Source organism: Sphingobacterium lactis, from assembly GCF_011046555.1.
Lineage (GTDB): Bacteria > Bacteroidota > Bacteroidia > Sphingobacteriales > Sphingobacteriaceae > Sphingobacterium > Sphingobacterium lactis.
This window is the reverse complement of record NZ_CP049246.1, coordinates 782,788-797,498: the sequence shown is the minus strand read 5'-3', so window position 1 is coordinate 797,498 and position 14,711 is coordinate 782,788. Positions and strand designations below refer to the sequence as shown.

13 protein-coding genes are annotated in these 14,711 nt (G+C 43.9%); 6 read left to right on the top strand and 7 right to left on the bottom strand.

Annotated features, from left to right (window positions below; all coding sequences use genetic code 11):
* Window positions 1-105 precede the first annotated feature (105 nt).
* Together G6N79_RS03495 and dnaN are read right to left on the bottom strand one after the other, a co-directional pair.
* Window positions 106-762, bottom strand: a complete 657-nt coding sequence (locus G6N79_RS03495; RefSeq protein ID WP_103906599.1) for a DedA family protein — start codon at window positions 760-762, stop codon at window positions 106-108.
* A gap of 10 nt (window positions 763-772) precedes the next feature.
* A complete protein-coding gene (gene dnaN / locus G6N79_RS03490) occupies window positions 773-1,894 on the bottom strand; it encodes a DNA polymerase III subunit beta (RefSeq protein ID WP_103906598.1) in 1,122 nt (373 codons plus the stop codon).
* A 128-nt stretch (window positions 1,895-2,022) separates the two neighbouring features.
* On the opposite strand from dnaN, the gene G6N79_RS03485 reads away from it, so the two are divergent.
* The 5 genes from G6N79_RS03485 (at window position 2,023) to G6N79_RS03465 (ending at window position 6,732) form a co-directional block, all read left to right on the top strand.
* On the top strand, window positions 2,023-3,165 hold the full coding sequence (locus tag G6N79_RS03485) for a DNA polymerase III subunit (protein WP_103906597.1): 1,143 nt from the start codon (window positions 2,023-2,025) through the stop codon (window positions 3,163-3,165).
* Window positions 3,166-3,265: 100 nt separating this feature from the next.
* On the top strand, window positions 3,266-4,573 hold the full coding sequence (locus G6N79_RS03480; protein WP_103906596.1) for a PSP1 domain-containing protein: 1,308 nt from the start codon (window positions 3,266-3,268) through the stop codon (window positions 4,571-4,573).
* Between the two features lie 10 nt (window positions 4,574-4,583).
* Entirely contained in the window at window positions 4,584-5,042 is a 459-nt protein-coding gene (locus G6N79_RS03475; protein ID WP_103906595.1) for a gliding motility lipoprotein GldH, read from the top strand.
* Window positions 5,043-5,044: 2 nt separating this feature from the next.
* The gene (lpxK, locus tag G6N79_RS03470) at window positions 5,045-6,067 is read left to right on the top strand and encodes a tetraacyldisaccharide 4'-kinase (protein ID WP_103906594.1); all 1,023 of its coding nucleotides are present in this window, start codon (window positions 5,045-5,047) and stop codon (window positions 6,065-6,067) included.
* Between the two features lie 293 nt (window positions 6,068-6,360).
* Complete coding sequence (locus tag G6N79_RS03465) at window positions 6,361-6,732, top strand: hypothetical protein (protein WP_103906593.1); 372 nt, start codon at window positions 6,361-6,363, stop codon at window positions 6,730-6,732.
* Window positions 6,733-7,213: 481 nt separating this feature from the next.
* On the opposite strand, the gene dnaA is transcribed toward G6N79_RS03465, so the two are convergent.
* Both dnaA and dxs read right to left on the bottom strand, forming a co-directional pair.
* The gene (dnaA, locus tag G6N79_RS03460; RefSeq protein ID WP_099369238.1) at window positions 7,214-8,641 is read right to left on the bottom strand and encodes a chromosomal replication initiator protein DnaA; all 1,428 of its coding nucleotides are present in this window, start codon (window positions 8,639-8,641) and stop codon (window positions 7,214-7,216) included.
* 353 nt (window positions 8,642-8,994) lie between these two features.
* On the bottom strand, window positions 8,995-10,923 hold the full coding sequence (dxs, locus tag G6N79_RS03455) for a 1-deoxy-D-xylulose-5-phosphate synthase (RefSeq protein ID WP_103906592.1): 1,929 nt from the start codon (window positions 10,921-10,923) through the stop codon (window positions 8,995-8,997).
* Window positions 10,924-11,073: 150 nt separating this feature from the next.
* Between dxs and G6N79_RS03450 the strand changes: the two genes are divergently transcribed.
* Complete coding sequence (locus G6N79_RS03450) at window positions 11,074-11,826, top strand: segregation and condensation protein A (RefSeq protein ID WP_103906591.1); 753 nt, start codon at window positions 11,074-11,076, stop codon at window positions 11,824-11,826.
* An 83-nt stretch (window positions 11,827-11,909) separates the two neighbouring features.
* On the opposite strand, the gene G6N79_RS03445 is transcribed toward G6N79_RS03450, so the two are convergent.
* Genes G6N79_RS03445 through G6N79_RS03435 form a run of 3 tightly spaced genes read right to left on the bottom strand, consistent with a single transcriptional unit; the run spans window position 11,910 to window position 14,638 of the window.
* Window positions 11,910-12,653: an enoyl-CoA hydratase/isomerase family protein gene (locus G6N79_RS03445; protein ID WP_103906590.1), complete on the bottom strand. Its 744-nt coding sequence runs from the start codon at window positions 12,651-12,653 to the stop codon at window positions 11,910-11,912.
* On the bottom strand, window positions 12,643-13,497 hold the full coding sequence (locus G6N79_RS03440; RefSeq protein ID WP_103906589.1) for a beta/alpha barrel domain-containing protein: 855 nt from the start codon (window positions 13,495-13,497) through the stop codon (window positions 12,643-12,645). The genes G6N79_RS03445 and G6N79_RS03440 overlap by 11 nt, the downstream gene beginning before the upstream one ends.
* Window positions 13,490-14,638 carry an acyl-CoA dehydrogenase family protein gene (locus G6N79_RS03435; RefSeq protein ID WP_103906588.1) on the bottom strand — a complete coding sequence of 383 codons (1,149 nt, stop codon included), beginning with the start codon at window positions 14,636-14,638 and terminating at the stop codon, window positions 13,490-13,492. The genes G6N79_RS03440 and G6N79_RS03435 overlap by 8 nt, the downstream gene beginning before the upstream one ends.
* Window positions 14,639-14,711: the final 73 nt, after the last annotated feature.

Below are 14,711 nucleotides of genomic sequence, written 5' to 3'. Positions count from 1 at the left end.
TTGTATTCGTTCTTGCTGGAGCAACAATTGCACCAAGCTGCATACTCCGCGAAGGGAAAAGAGCTTGACAAGTACTTTCCGGTGCGGAACTACAAAAAAAGGAGCTTATTCAGCTCCTTTTTTCTTTCCGTATTTTTCTCTTGCCACTTCAACGATCGGCGGCAATATGGATAGGATAATAATCGCGAAGACTACTATCGTAAAGTTATCTTTAATGATCGGCAGACCGCCGAAGAAATATCCGATGAACAGGAATGAGGTCACCCAAAGGATGGCACCGATTACGTTGTAGGATGCAAATTTCGCATAGGACATGCTTCCCACACCGGCCACAAATGGAGCGAAAGTACGCACGATCGGCACGAAACGGGCATAGATGATGGTCTTGCCGCCGTATTTATCGTAGAACTTCTCTGTTTTCTCCAGGTATTCCTTTTTCAGGAACTTGTATTTGCCGGAAAAGGCCTTAGGACCGATATATTTACCGATATGGTAATTCACCAAATCGCCAAGGATACCCGCAACCATCAACAGCACCCACATAAACAAAATATTCAGGTCGGTTTCCGGTTTCGCAATAATGGCTCCTGTGGCAAACAGTAGGGAATCACCGGGTAGGAAAGGGGTTACCACCAATCCGGTTTCTGCAAAAATAATCAGGAAAAGGATCAAATAAGTCCAGGTCTGATAGTTATTGACGATTTCCACCAAATGATCATCGATATGGAGGATAAAGTCAATTAGCGCGTAGATTATATCCAAAACGGTCTAATTAAATATTGTTCAACATCACTGGCATCACCAACATTAATACATCTTCATGGTCTTCCTTGATCGCAGGAACCAATAGACCGGCACGGTTTGGCGTACTCATTTCCAGTACCACCTCTTCGCAAGCCAGGTTGTTCAACATTTCCACCAAGAATTTCGCATTGAAGCCGATTTCCATGTCTTCGCCCTCAAATTGACAGCTTAAGCGTTCATGTGCCTCATTGGAGAAATCCAAATCTTCAGCAGAGATGTGCAATTCGCTTCCTGAGATTTTCAAACGTACCTGATGTGTGGTTTTGTTCGCGAAGATTACGACACGGCGTAGGGTATTCAGGAACAAGGAACGGTCAACAGTCAGTTTATTTGGGTTCAGGCGTGGAATTACCGCTTCATAATCTGGATAGCGCTCATCGATCAAGCGACAGATCAGGTTGATATTTCCGAACTGGAAGAATGCGTTCGTGTTGTTGTATTCAATGGAAACATTCACATCGTCTGAAGGCAGGGATGACTTCAAAAGTGCCAATGCTTTCTTCGGCAAGATAATGGATGTCGGTTTTTCAGCACCTACATCGGTACGGCGATAGCGCACCAATTTATGGGCATCGGTTGCCACAAATGTTGTGGACTGTTCCGCCAATTGCACCAGCACACCAGACATTGCTGGGCGCAGCTCATCATTGGAAACCGCAAAGATTGTTTTATTGATGGCTTCCAGAAGCACAGCAGCAGGGATGTTAACGGTGGAAATATTCTCGATTACGGGAATCTTCGGAAAATCATCCGCATTTTCGCCGCTCAATTTATATTTACCGTCACCCGCACTGATCTCTATCGCCAATGTATTGGTATCAACCGAAAATGCTACCGGCTGATCCGGTAAAGTTTTCAACGTTTCTATCAAGATCTTGGAAGGCATCGCCACGCGACCTTCCTCTTTCGCCTCGATCTGCAAATTCGTAACCATACTGGTCTGCAAATCAGTAGCTGAAATTGTTAGGATATTGTCCTTGATTTCGAAAAGAAAGTTCTCTAAGATAGGTAATACGGTACTGGAACTTGAAGCACCGCTAATCGCCTGTAATTGCTTAAGTAATATAGAGGTTGATACTATGAATCTCATTTCTTGTCGCTAATAGATTTTAATGCAATAATAAGCAAAAGAATCTAATTATTTGCAAAGCAAATCACACTTCCAACAGACAAAGAATAAAGCAGTGCGGATTAATTTGTACATTTGTAAGATAAGGTATGCAATTTAAAAACATCGTAGGCCACGAGGCACTCAAGCAGCAGCTTTTGTCGACGGTTCAGGAAAACCGGGTTAGTCACGCACAACTTTTTTTGGGCCCTGAGGGATCGGGGAACCTGGCTCTTGCCCATGCCTATGCGCAATACATCAACTGTGAGCATAAACTGCCGGATGATAGTTGCGGGAATTGCCCGTCCTGCCTGAAGTACGAGAAGATCATCCATCCGGATCTGCACTTTTCCTTTCCCTTTTTCGCAAAGGGTTCCGGAGAAACGGCATCGACCTATATGGAGGATTGGCGGAAGGCCTTTTTGGATAACCCCTACATGAGCCTGAACTATTGGCGTAACCAACTGGATGCGGAGAATAAACAGGCCAATATCAATATCGCCGAGGCACACGATATCATCAAGAAACTGAGCTTGAAGGCTTTTGAGGCGGAATACAAAGTCTTGATCATGTGGCTTCCCGAATATTTGGATACCCAAGGGAATGCCCTGCTGAAACTGATCGAGGAGCCGCCGGCAAAGACACTCTTCCTGTTGGTGCCGGAGAATCAGGATAAGATCCTGAATACGATCATCTCTCGTACACAATTGGTGAAGGTGAACAAGCTTTCCCACGATGAGCTGACGCAGTACCTGATCAATGTGAAGCAGGTAGACGTCAATCGGGCGAACGAGATTGCCTTTATTGCGGACGGCAATATGCAGTCGGCATTGGAGCAGCTTCAAGAGGAGTCGAACACGAATTTCGACCTGCTGATCCGGTGGTTGCGCTGTATTGTTACCGATTCGGGATTGAACATCATCCAGATGTGCGACGAGGAATTCAGCAAACTGGGCCGTGAGAACCAAAAGCTGTTCCTGATCTATGCGATCAATATCCTGCGGCAGATTGTCCTGCTGAACCAGGGACTGGACCAATTGGTCTTCCTGAAGGATGCCGAGTTGGAATTTGTGCAGAAGTTCAGTGAGATTACGACGTTGGATAAGCTCCAGGTAGCGATTGAGCAGCTGGAGAAAACGCATTATTCTGTTGAAAGAAATGCAAATCCTAAAATATTATTTTTAGATTTATCTTTGCAGTTAGTTTTACTATTTAAATACAATACGTTCCCACAGGGAACTCAATATATATAATTATAGAAATATGGGATGTGGCAGTTGCTCATCCGGTGGTGGCTGCGGAAGCAGTACGCTAGGCACAGTACCAGCAGGTTGCAATAACAACGGTACATGCATGACCAGCGGATGTAATAAATTGGATGTTTACGATTGGTTGGTCGATATGGACCTTCCATCTAACTATAAACCTTTTGATATTGTAGAAGTTCGTTTTAAAGGCTCCCGTAAGGAGTTTTTCGTGAATACGGATAATATTTACCTTGAAATGGGCGAGATGGTCGCCGTAGAGCCCAATACGGGTGGCTACGACATTGGCCATGTTTCCCTAACGGGTGAATTGGTCCGTCTACAACTAAAGAAGAACAACGTTAAACCTGAGGACGTTGTTAAAAAGATCTACCGCAAGGCATCTGAGAATGATGTGGCGAAGTATAATCTTGCCAAGGATTTGGAATGGGAGACCATGCACCGTGCCAGGAACCTGGCCTTGGAGCTTGGCCTATCCATGAAGATTTCCGATGTGGATTATCAAGGCGATAAGACGAAGGCTACCTTCTACTATACGGCGGAAGGGCGTGTGGATTTTAGGGAATTGATCAAGCGGATGGCGGAAGCTTTCCGGATACGGATCGAAATGCGCCAGATCGGTATGCGCCAGGAGGCGAGTCGCCTCGGTGGTATCGGTTCGTGTGGGCGCGAGCTGTGCTGTTCGACCTGGTTGACGGATTTTAAAACCGTCTCCACTTCTGCGGCACGCTATCAGAACCTATCCTTGAACACCCTGAAATTGGCCGGTCAATGTGGTAAGCTGAAATGTTGCCTGAACTATGAGTTGGACAGTTATATGGATGCCCTCAAGGATATCCCGAATAACATCGATCGCATCGAGACCTTTTCGGGTATAGCCTATCTGCAGAAAACGGATATTTTCAAGAAGACCATGTGGTTCTCCTATCCGGGTGCAGAAAGTTGGATTCCATTGCACGCCTCAAAGGTGAAGGAATTGGCGGCATTGAATGCCGAGGGCAAAAAAGCACAAGATCTTGCTTCTCCTGAGAAGGAAGAGACACCGAAAGCTGTGGCTCCGGATTATGAAAACGTAGTCGGCCAGGATAGCCTGACCCGTCTTGACGACAGAAACAGAAAGAAGAAAAAGCGCAAGCCCAAAAAGGCAAATCCGTCTAACAGAGGCGACAACCAGCAGAAAAACACGGCCGAAGGAGCGCCAAGACCGAAACAGGAACCGCGTGAAAACCGCAATCAACCTGCAGGGCAGCAACGCTCGAAGGAAGCCAATGCAAATCCTGGCGAGCAGCAGGGCCAACAAGGTCAGCGCAGTAACAATAACAACCGCCGTAGGCAACAGAATAGAAACAGAAGAAACAACAATAACAGGAACAACGATTCTAAATCCGAAGGTTAATCCCTGAAGCATGGTTAAGTTATTCACAACAGCATTATTGATCTTCCTGTTGGCGTCCTGCCAAGAAGGCGCTTTTTTTGAAAAAAATACCGTAATCCCAAACATGCTTTGGGATTACGATTTTCAGCCACAGTACACCATTGATGTGGATGATAAGCAAGCCCGCTACGACATCTTCGTGAATATCCGTCACAACGCCTATTATCCCTACCATAACCTCTTTCTGCTGTTGCATGAAAAGGGAAAGGGCCTCCGCGATACGGCCTTTCGGTATGAACTTCAGTTGGCCGAAGATGAGGGCAAATGGCTGGGTAACTCCGCCGGTAATCTCTATGAACAATCCGCACTGGTCAAGGAAAACGTTTCTTTCCCCGATACCGGGAAATATACCTTATCCCTGGAGCATAACATGCACGAAAATCCATTGCGGGGCATCAATGATGTCGGTATTAAGATCATAAAGAAATAGCTATGCAGTTGTTACGGTGGTTACTATTCCCGATTACCATCTTGTATACCCTGATTATATGGGTCCGCAATAAGCTGTATGATATTGGTCTATTCAAGAGCCAGACCTTTACTGTCCCGACCATAGTGATCGGCAACCTCGCCGTTGGGGGCGCAGGAAAGAGTCCGCTGACGCAGAAGCTGATCAACCATTTCCAACAGCACCATACCGTGGCCAGCCTGAGTAGGGGATACGGTCGTAAGACCAAAGGATTCCGCCTGGTTTCCGTAGAAGACCATGTCAAGGATGTCGGCGATGAACCCTTGCAATTTAAGAAGAACCATCCCCATATTACCGTAGCCGTCGATGAAAACAGAGCCGAAGGGATCCAAATTTTAAGTAAGGACCATAACCTCATCGTCCTGGATGACGCTTTTCAGCACCGCAAGGTCACGCCATCCTGTTCCATCCTGCTGTTTGAATTCCAGTCCATCCTGAATCCTATCCTCCTGCTACCGACAGGGAACTATAGGGATACATTCGACCAGACAAAACGTGCGGATCTCATCCTCATCACCAAATGTCCGGAACAGTTAAAGCAGGAGCAAATTGCACAGATCGAACGAAAAATACGTCGGTACAACACACAGGCACCCATTTATTACAGCAAGATTTCCTATCTGCCGCCGGTGCCTTTGCAGCCTGATAGCGATTTCACGATGCAGGAGTGGCCAAAGGATATCCTCCTGATCACGGGGATCGCCAATCCAGATCCATTGGTGGACTATCTGAAAAGTAAAGGTTCGCGCGTCAAGCACCTGAAATTTGGCGATCATCATGCCTTTGATGAATTCGATTACAAGCAGATCAAAAAGCTCTACACCTTCCTGAAAGATAAGGGGACCGTCGTCATGACCACGGAAAAGGATGCCCAACGCCTAGGCCTGGACTACCTCGCGGGCATACCCGTCTTTTATATTCCCATCGAGGTCACCTTGGAACAGGAAGAAGACTTCCTTCAAAAAATAGCAGGATTCATCTCCTAAAACATCCCGTTTATCGATAATATTTTTGCTGCAGTTCTATTTAGCGACCGCGTATTGTATCAAAATCGAAAAATATTTAGAAATCATGATATTTTAATTGAAAATGCTAAAAAAGTAGCCTTACGTATATCTAAGGGCAGTTTTTTTGCATTGCTTTTAAATCCCTTAACCTGTTAAGAAATGTTAAAAAGTAACAAACATGATACAAACATATAATAATCGACCCCAAACTGCTGTTATTAATGTACAGAAACGGAGTAAATAATTAAGTGTAAACAAAAAAATTAAAAATCATGAAAAAGTTATTTTTAGCAGTAACCGCAGTATTATTCTCATTATCACTAACATTTGCACAGGAAGTAAATCCTGAAGAAAAAGCAAAAGCAACCGTAACTGAATGGACTTCTCAGTTGAACTTAACTGAAGACCAACAAACTCAGATTTACAATGTAGTTTTGGAACACAAAAAAGCAAAATTAGCGTTGAAAGCTGATACTACAGTAGCAGATGATGCGAAGGCTACTCAAATCGATGCATTAAGTGCAGACTTAGACAAAAAAGTTAGCGACTTATTGACTGACGAGCAAAAACCATTGTACGCGAAAATCGTAGAAGCTAGAGCAGCGAAAAAAGCTGAAACTCCAGCAGCTCCCCCAGTACAATAAGCTGGCTAGTATTCATGTTTCATAAAAAAATAAGCTGCCCCCCGATAGGGGGCAGCTTATTTTTTTATATGAGATATGAGATGTGAGATATGAGATGTGAGATATTAAGGGTGAATATGGAGGATTAGATGGGAAATAGGAGATGTGATATTTGTGATATCATGGGAAAAAACAACAGTTCCAGCACGTTTTCTATCTCATATCTCAATACTATATAAAAAATTAAGGTTGCGATTCTCGCAGCCTTCAATTTCTTATGATATGAGATCTGAGATGTGAGATATGAGATATGAGATATTAAGGGTGAATATGGAGGATTAGATGGGAAAAAGGAGATGTGATATTTGTGAAATCATGGGAAAAAACAGCAGTTCCGGCCCGCTTTCTATCTCATATCTCAATACTCAAATCTCAATACTAACAAATCAATTCTGCTTCATAAAAAAAGGAAGGGCTGCGATTCTCGCAGCCCTTCCTTTTTTTATGAAGCTTTCAGCTTTTTCTGTATATCCTGTACGTAGGTTTTGAATTTCTTATCGGTTTCGATCAGATCTTCGACGGTCTGACACGCATAGATAACGGTAGAGTGGTCACGGCCACCAAAGAAGTTACCGATGGATTTAAGGGATGATTTGGTATGGTTCTTTGCCAGGTACATGGAAATCTGTCTCGCTTGAACGATTTCACGCTTGCGGACTTTCGATTTCACCATTTCCACAGGAACTTCAAAGTACTCACATACCAATTTCTGAATATATTCCATGGAGATTTCCTTGTGCGTATTCTTCACAAAGTTCTTTAACATGGACTTCGCCAGGTTAAGATCAATCTCCCGCTTGTTCAATGTGGATTGCGCAAGTAAGGATACCATGGCACCTTCCAGCTCACGAACACTGTTGTCAATCTGGTTGGCAACATATTCCACCACGTTTTCTGGCAATTCGATACCGTCGGAATACATCTTCTTCTTCAAGATCGCCATTCTGGTTTCCAGATCAGGCACTTGGATGTCCGCAGATAACCCCCATTTGAAACGGCTCAATAAGCGCTCTTCCAAACCGGAAAGGTCCTTAGGGGCCTTATCCGAAGTCAGGATGATCTGTTTTCCTGTTTGGTGCAGGTGGTTGAAGATGTGGAAGAAAATATCCTGAGTCTTCTCTTTACCCGCAAAATTATGAACGTCATCCATGATGATCACATCCATCGCCTGATAGAAGTTCACGAAATCATTGATCGTGTTGTTCTTTAGGGAGTCAACAAATTGCTGACAGAATTTCTCACAGGATACGTAGATAACCAGCTTATCAGGTAGGTTACGTTTGATTTCATTACCGATCGCTTGCGCTAAGTGTGTTTTTCCCAAGCCTACATCTCCATAGACCATCAATGGGTTGAAGGAAGTACCTCCGGGTTTGTTGGCCACGGCATAGCCTGCGGAACGCGCCAGACGGTTACACTCGCCCTCGATGAAATTATCGAACGTATAATTCTGATTCAATTGTGGATCAACCTGTAATTTCTTCAATCCAGGGATCACAAAAGGATTCTTGATATTCTTATTTAATGCAACAGGTACAGGTATAGATTGCTTCTTTCCCTCTGCACCATTACCGTTCGAAGGAATATTTGTTGTATAAGGTGGGTTGGCCGAAGATTTCTCTACAACGATGTTGTATTCCAATCTTCCCTGCTCCCCTAAAAACTTTTTAACTGTCTTTCTTAGAATACCAACATAATGCTCTTCCAACCACTCGTAGAAAAACAAACTTGGTACTTGAATAGTTAAAACGTTTCCTTCTAGACGTACAGCTTTAACGGGCTCGAACCATGTTTTAAAACTTTGCGTTGGAATGTTATCTTTTATGACTGCAAGACAACTTTCCCAAACACTTGTACACGTTTTTTCCATTCTATATTTGTTAATAACTTGAAAACCAATAATTGACAAAAATTCTGTTCATAACTTTTGCCTACAACGAATATGACAAAAAAAAATGAGCTAAAAAATTAAAAAAGTAAAAAAAAGAAAATACCCTGAAAACCAGTATTTTAATTGTAATTTTTACCGAAAATCAGCTAAAATATGTGTATCAAATTATTTTATTAACACCAAAATTTTCTAGGGTTTTTTACTTTATTTTTTCATTAAAAAATGATGACCTGAATTTTAAATGTGGAAAACTTTTAATGAAAAAAGGAAGCGTAGAGCTTCCTTTGTTAGACTTTTGATAGTCACTGAAATATCTGATAAAACTATAGCAATTATCCTACCAAAGTTTCTGTTTTTATCCCTTTTGTCATCTTGCGCACTTCGTTCTCGATTCCTGCCGCATCATACCCACAGATATTCCACAACTCCGCCTGTTCGCCATGCTCAATGATGCCATCTGGGATCCCTAAACGCTGCACATGTGCCTCGTAGTTGTGATCCGCCATGAATTCCAAGATCGCCGAACCGATACCGCCCGGAAGACAGCCGTCCTCCACGGTGATCACTTTATTATATTTCTGGAATACCTCGTGTAACAAAGCTTCATCCAATGGTTTTGCAAATCGCATGTCGTAATGCCCCGGATGGATACCATCGGCATTGAGATTACGGATCGCCTTGGTCGCTTCATTACCGATATGCCCAAAGGTCAGGATGGCAATTTCCTCACCGTCCACCAATTTCCGGCCCTTTCCGATCGGAATTTCCTTGAACGGTAATTTCCAATCCGGCATCACACCGTTTCCGCGCGGGTAACGGATCGTATATGGACCGATATCTGGCAATTGTGCAGAATACATCATGTTGCGCAACTCCTCCTCATTCATCGGGGACGCAACGATCATATTCGGAATACAGCGCATAAAGGCAATATCATAGGCACCATGGTGTGTAGGACCATCGGCACCCACCAATCCCGCTCTATCCAAACAGAACACAACGTTCAGCTTCTGCAGGGCCACATCATGGATCACCTGGTCATAGGAACGCTGCATAAATGAAGAATAGATATTACAGAAGGGTACCAATCCCTGTGCAGCCAATCCTGCACTGAAAGTTACTGCATGCTGTTCGGCAATACCCACATCGAATGCACGATCCGGCATGGCCTTCATCATGATATTCATGGACGAGCCACTCGGCATCGCTGGGGTAATCCCCATAATGTTCTTATTTTCCTCCGCCAGCTCGACTAGGGTATGTCCGAAAACATCCTGGTACTTCGGTGGCTGCGGCTTGTCGGAAACAGATTTCTTGATCTCTCCCGTTATCTTATCGAAAAGACCCGGAGCATGCCATTTCGTTTGATCCTTCTCCGCCAAAGCATAGCCCTTACCTTTTACCGTAACGACATGCAATAACTTCGGACCGTTAATGTGCTTCAGATCCTCAATGGTCTTCACCAATTTATTCACGTCATGCCCATCAACAGGACCAAAATATCGAAAATTCAAGGACTCGAAGAGGTTAGAGTTCTTCAATAGGGTTCCCTTAATACTCTGCTCCAATTTCTTAGCCCATCCATAAGCATTTGGACCCTTCTTGGAGATCTTCGCCAATACGGATACCAGATCGTCCCGAAAGCGGTTGTAGCTCTTGGAGGTGGTGATGCTCGTGAGGTATTCTTTCATTGCACCCACATTCGGGTCAATGGACATACAGTTGTCATTCAGAATGACCAATAGGTTTGATTTTTCAATTCCCGCATGGTTCAAAGCTTCGAAAGCCATCCCACCGGTCAGGGCGCCATCACCGATAATGGCAACATGCTGCCGGTCGGTTTCACCCTTGTAGGCTGATGCTACGGCCATACCCAATGCCGCGGAAATAGAAGTGGAAGAGTGGCCGACACCAAAAGCATCGTATGCACTCTCGCTACGCTTTGGAAATCCCGAAATACCACCCAAGATCCGGTTCGTATGGAACTCCTCCCGACGGCCCGTTAAGATCTTATGGCCATAGGCCTGGTGGCCCACATCAAATATGATCTGGTCATAAGGGGTATTCAGTGCATAATGTAGCGCTACGGTAAGCTCTACAACGCCCAAACTCGCTGCAAAATGTCCACCATTTACAGAAACTATATCAATGATATATTGTCTCAGCTCTTTACAAACCTCCTCTAAATCAGTCTCCTTCAGCGAACGAAGATCATCCGGAAATGTAATATTTTGTAATAGCGGTCCTGCTTCTACCTGCATAATCGAAAAATTTCAAAATAAGATACAAAGTAACAATTTATTATTTTAACTATGGAATATATTACAATTTTATGATGCCCTTTGTTTTACTTTTATTCAAAAGAGGACCAAAAATATATCCCGGCAAATCCTTATTTTTGAAGCTGTTCTATGGATTCTACAAACTACGAAATCAAATTAGCGCAATTCGAAGGTCCCTTTGACCTGCTGTTGTTCTTTATCGAAAGGGATGAACTGAATATCCATGATATTCCCATCTCCCAGATCACCGATGAATTCCTGGATTACATTCAACAGATGCAGTCCCTGAATATCGAACTGGCATCGGAATTTATCTTCGTAGCCTCGACCCTCATGCGCATCAAGGCGAAAATGTTACTTCCCCGTCCGGAATTGGATGATGAAGAGAACGAGATCGACCTGAAGAAAGAGTTGGTCCAAAAACTTGTCCTGTACAAGCAGTTCAAGGAAATCTGTGAAGAACTCCGGATTTTGGAAGACAACCGTGGGAAAGTATATGCCCGTGGAAATATCAATTACGACCTGAAGATCGCCCGTGATGCCAAGGCCCAGACCCTGGAAGAGGAATTGGCAACATTCGACCTCTACAAACTTATGCTGGTCTACGAACGGATGATGTACAATTTCACCCATCGGGTACAGGAAGTAACACATACCGTGGTGAAATACCCCTATAGCATCGAACAACAGAAAAAAGCCATTGCTGAACTTATCGAAATCAATAAATCACTGGACTTCTCGGCAATCGCCAAGAATTCGGAAAATAAAGTACAATTTGTCTATAATTTCCTGGCGATGCTCGAAATGCTGCAACAGAAATTGCTGAACATCGAGATCGGTCTAGGCTTCAATAATTTTTGGATCGAAAAGAAAGTATCCTAAAAAGGAAACCAATAAATAAAAAGTCTCCGCTTCATCTTGGAAGCGGAGACTTTTTATTTATGAACGAATGGATCATTCGGTCGTTATTTCTTTAATTTCGCTTCCATAAAGGCTTTTACTTCCGGCCTATCTCGTAGGGCGTTCAAGCTCTTCAAGAGATAAGCATACTGTTCGCTGCCCTCCAGCTCGCGCATGCCCTTCAGAGCTTCCATTCCCGCTTGCAGTGCATATACACTTTTATCGGCAAAACTGTCGATCAGCGCCTTTATTTGAACATCTTCGAGGATTCCATCGGCAATACCAAAATCGATTGCTTTCTGTAAGTTAAAGAACTCAGCATCCAAACACAGCTGCAATACCCGCTTTTCGGACATGATACGCTTCAGACCCGCCATGACCTGAAAAGGAAAGATCCCCAAGGCTATCTCCGGAAGTTTAAAACGTACCTGCTCCTGTGCAAATACAAAGGTACAGCCCAAGATAAACAGAAAGCCACCAGCAATCACATCACCTTCTACGAGCGCTATGGATGGCTTATTCAGACTATCCATAACCTCACCAAGGGAAATCTCCTTATTGGTGATCTCTGGATTCAGCTGATCCAAACTGCGGTCCTGAAAGGTCTTCAGGTCCATTCCTGCACAGAATACCGGTCCGTTGGCACGAAGCACCACCACTTTTACCCGATCGTCCGCATTGGCTTCGGCTAGGGCATGAGCTACTTCATTTACCATAGTCGGTGTAAAGGCATTCCTTTTGGCCTCCCTGTTCAAGGTCAATTCAAAAACATGACCATTGATGGCTGTTTCGATAAAATTATACGTCATTCCTGATTAAATCTTGAAATCCTTGCATTAACTTGGAAACCTCTTCAAAGGAGCCCTTTTGGAACCTGTCAACCAACAGTTCAGATGGCATATTCCCCACCAGCTCATCCTTGGCAAAAGGACAGCCTCCATATCCCAGAATAGCACCCTCAAACCGTCGACAGCCCGAATCATAGGCTGCATCGATCTTCAATAGTGCATTCTCCACATTCGAGTGGAAATGGGATGAGAATGGGATATGTGGATAGACTAGAGATAATTGCTTGAACAATAACCGAATATTATCAACCGTTGCCTCCGCAGTGGTATCCGCAAGGGAGAAGTGCTTTACTCCGATCTGCTCCAGCTTACCTACCCATTCCTCGACCAGATCCATGTGCCAAGGATCCCCGTAGGGATTCCCAAAAGCCATGGAAATATAAATCACCAATTCCTGCTTACCTTTTGCCATCAATTCTAACACCTCCTTAACGGTATCAAAAGCCTGTGCAATGGTCGCATTGGTATTGTTCTTCTGGAAGGTCTCCGAAATGGAAAATGGATAGCCCAGAAAGTCAATCTTCTCCAAACCTGCAGCTGTTTCCGCACCCCGTTTATTGGCGATAATCGCCAATAGATCTACGGTAGGATCTTTTTCGATCCCATCCAATACCGCCAAGGTATCGCTCAATTGCGGTACAGCCTTGGGCGACACAAAGCTTCCAAAGTCGATACAATCGAAGAGCTTACTGGCAATCAATTGATTGATGTAGGCTATTTTCTTCGCTGTTGGAATTTGGTGCTTTATGCCCTGGATGGCATCCCGAGGGCAATCAACAAGACTTACAGCATTTGGATTAGACATCTTTCTTTATTTCTCTGGCGATAACCATGCGCTGAATAGAACTGGTTCCTTCACCGATTGTACATAATTTGGCATCTCTAAAATACTTTTCAGCAGGGAAATCCTTGGTAAACCCATAACCACCCAAAATCTGAACGGCTTCATTGGAAACCTCTACTGCCGTTTCCGAAGCATATAATTTGGCCATAGCGCCTTCTTTCGTAATCTTCTCACCACGGTCTTTCAAATCACCCGCTTGACGGATCAATAATTCCGAAGCTTGGATCTTGGTTGCCATATCCGCTAAGGTAAAACCAACAGCTTGGAAATCAAAGATCTTTGTTTGGAATTGTTCTCGTTCATTGGCATACTTCAATGCACATTCATAGGCACCACGAGCGATACCCAAGGACAGCGCTGCGATGGAAATACGTCCTCCATCCAATAATTTCAATGCCTGAACGAAACCATCACCGATTTCACCGATCAATTGATCTTTATGAATGCGGCAATCCTCAAAGAATAGGGATCCTGTTTCGGAGGCACGCATGCCTAATTTATCCATTTTCGCTCCTGCAGTAAATCCAGGCGTACCTTTTTCAACGATAAAAGCCGAGATACCGCGTTTGTCGCCCTTTTCACCGGTGCGTGCCATCACAACAGCCACATCTCCGGAAATGGCGTGCGTGATAAATGTTTTATCACCGTTCAAAACAAAATAATCGCCATCCGCCACAGCTACGGTATTCATGCCACCGGCATCCGATCCTGAACCAGGTTCGGTTAAGCCCCAAGCGCCGATAAACTCTGCTGTTGCTAATTTAGGAAGGTATTTGCGTTTTTGCTCCTCATTACCGAAGCTTAAGATATGGTTTGTACAAAGGGAATTATGTGCAGCAACGGAAAGTCCAATCGATCCACATACCTTGGAAATTTCATCCAAAATACTGATGTATTCCTGATAGCTAAGGCCGGAACCACCGTACTCCTCTGGTACGATAATGCCCATAAAGCCATGGTCGCCTAAATTTTTAAATAGCTCAACAGGGAAAACCTGTGCCTCATCCCACTTCATCACATTCGGCTTGATATAAGTCTGCGCAAAGTTACGCGCGCTCTCTTTCACCAACGCCAATTGTTCTTTAGAACCTAGGTTATACATAATATTATTTTAATTAAGTTTATATTTGGGTTATAAATATTTTATACAAATATGGTAAAAAACAAATTATATT

What these genes read in the sequence shown, in the direction of transcription:
- G6N79_RS03465 (WP_103906593.1), top strand. Translation starts at nt 6,361, where the DNA reads ATGAAAAAGTTATTTTTAGCAGTAACCGCAGTATTATTCTCATTATCA.
- G6N79_RS03435 (WP_103906588.1), bottom strand. Translation starts at nt 14,638, where the DNA reads ATGTATAACCTAGGTTCTAAAGAACAATTGGCGTTGGTGAAAGAGAGC.
- G6N79_RS03440 (WP_103906589.1), bottom strand. Translation starts at nt 13,497, where the DNA reads ATGTCTAATCCAAATGCTGTAAGTCTTGTTGATTGCCCTCGGGATGCC.
- dnaA (WP_099369238.1), bottom strand. Translation starts at nt 8,641, where the DNA reads ATGGAAAAAACGTGTACAAGTGTTTGGGAAAGTTGTCTTGCAGTCATA.
- G6N79_RS03485 (WP_103906597.1), top strand. Translation starts at nt 2,023, where the DNA reads ATGCAATTTAAAAACATCGTAGGCCACGAGGCACTCAAGCAGCAGCTT.
- lpxK (WP_103906594.1), top strand. Translation starts at nt 5,045, where the DNA reads ATGCAGTTGTTACGGTGGTTACTATTCCCGATTACCATCTTGTATACC.
- dnaN (WP_103906598.1), bottom strand. Translation starts at nt 1,894, where the DNA reads ATGAGATTCATAGTATCAACCTCTATATTACTTAAGCAATTACAGGCG.
- G6N79_RS03475 (WP_103906595.1), top strand. Translation starts at nt 4,584, where the DNA reads ATGGTTAAGTTATTCACAACAGCATTATTGATCTTCCTGTTGGCGTCC.
- G6N79_RS03480 (WP_103906596.1), top strand. Translation starts at nt 3,266, where the DNA reads ATGACCAGCGGATGTAATAAATTGGATGTTTACGATTGGTTGGTCGAT.
- G6N79_RS03445 (WP_103906590.1), bottom strand. Translation starts at nt 12,653, where the DNA reads ATGACGTATAATTTTATCGAAACAGCCATCAATGGTCATGTTTTTGAA.
- dxs (WP_103906592.1), bottom strand. Translation starts at nt 10,923, where the DNA reads ATGCAGGTAGAAGCAGGACCGCTATTACAAAATATTACATTTCCGGAT.
- G6N79_RS03450 (WP_103906591.1), top strand. Translation starts at nt 11,074, where the DNA reads ATGGATTCTACAAACTACGAAATCAAATTAGCGCAATTCGAAGGTCCC.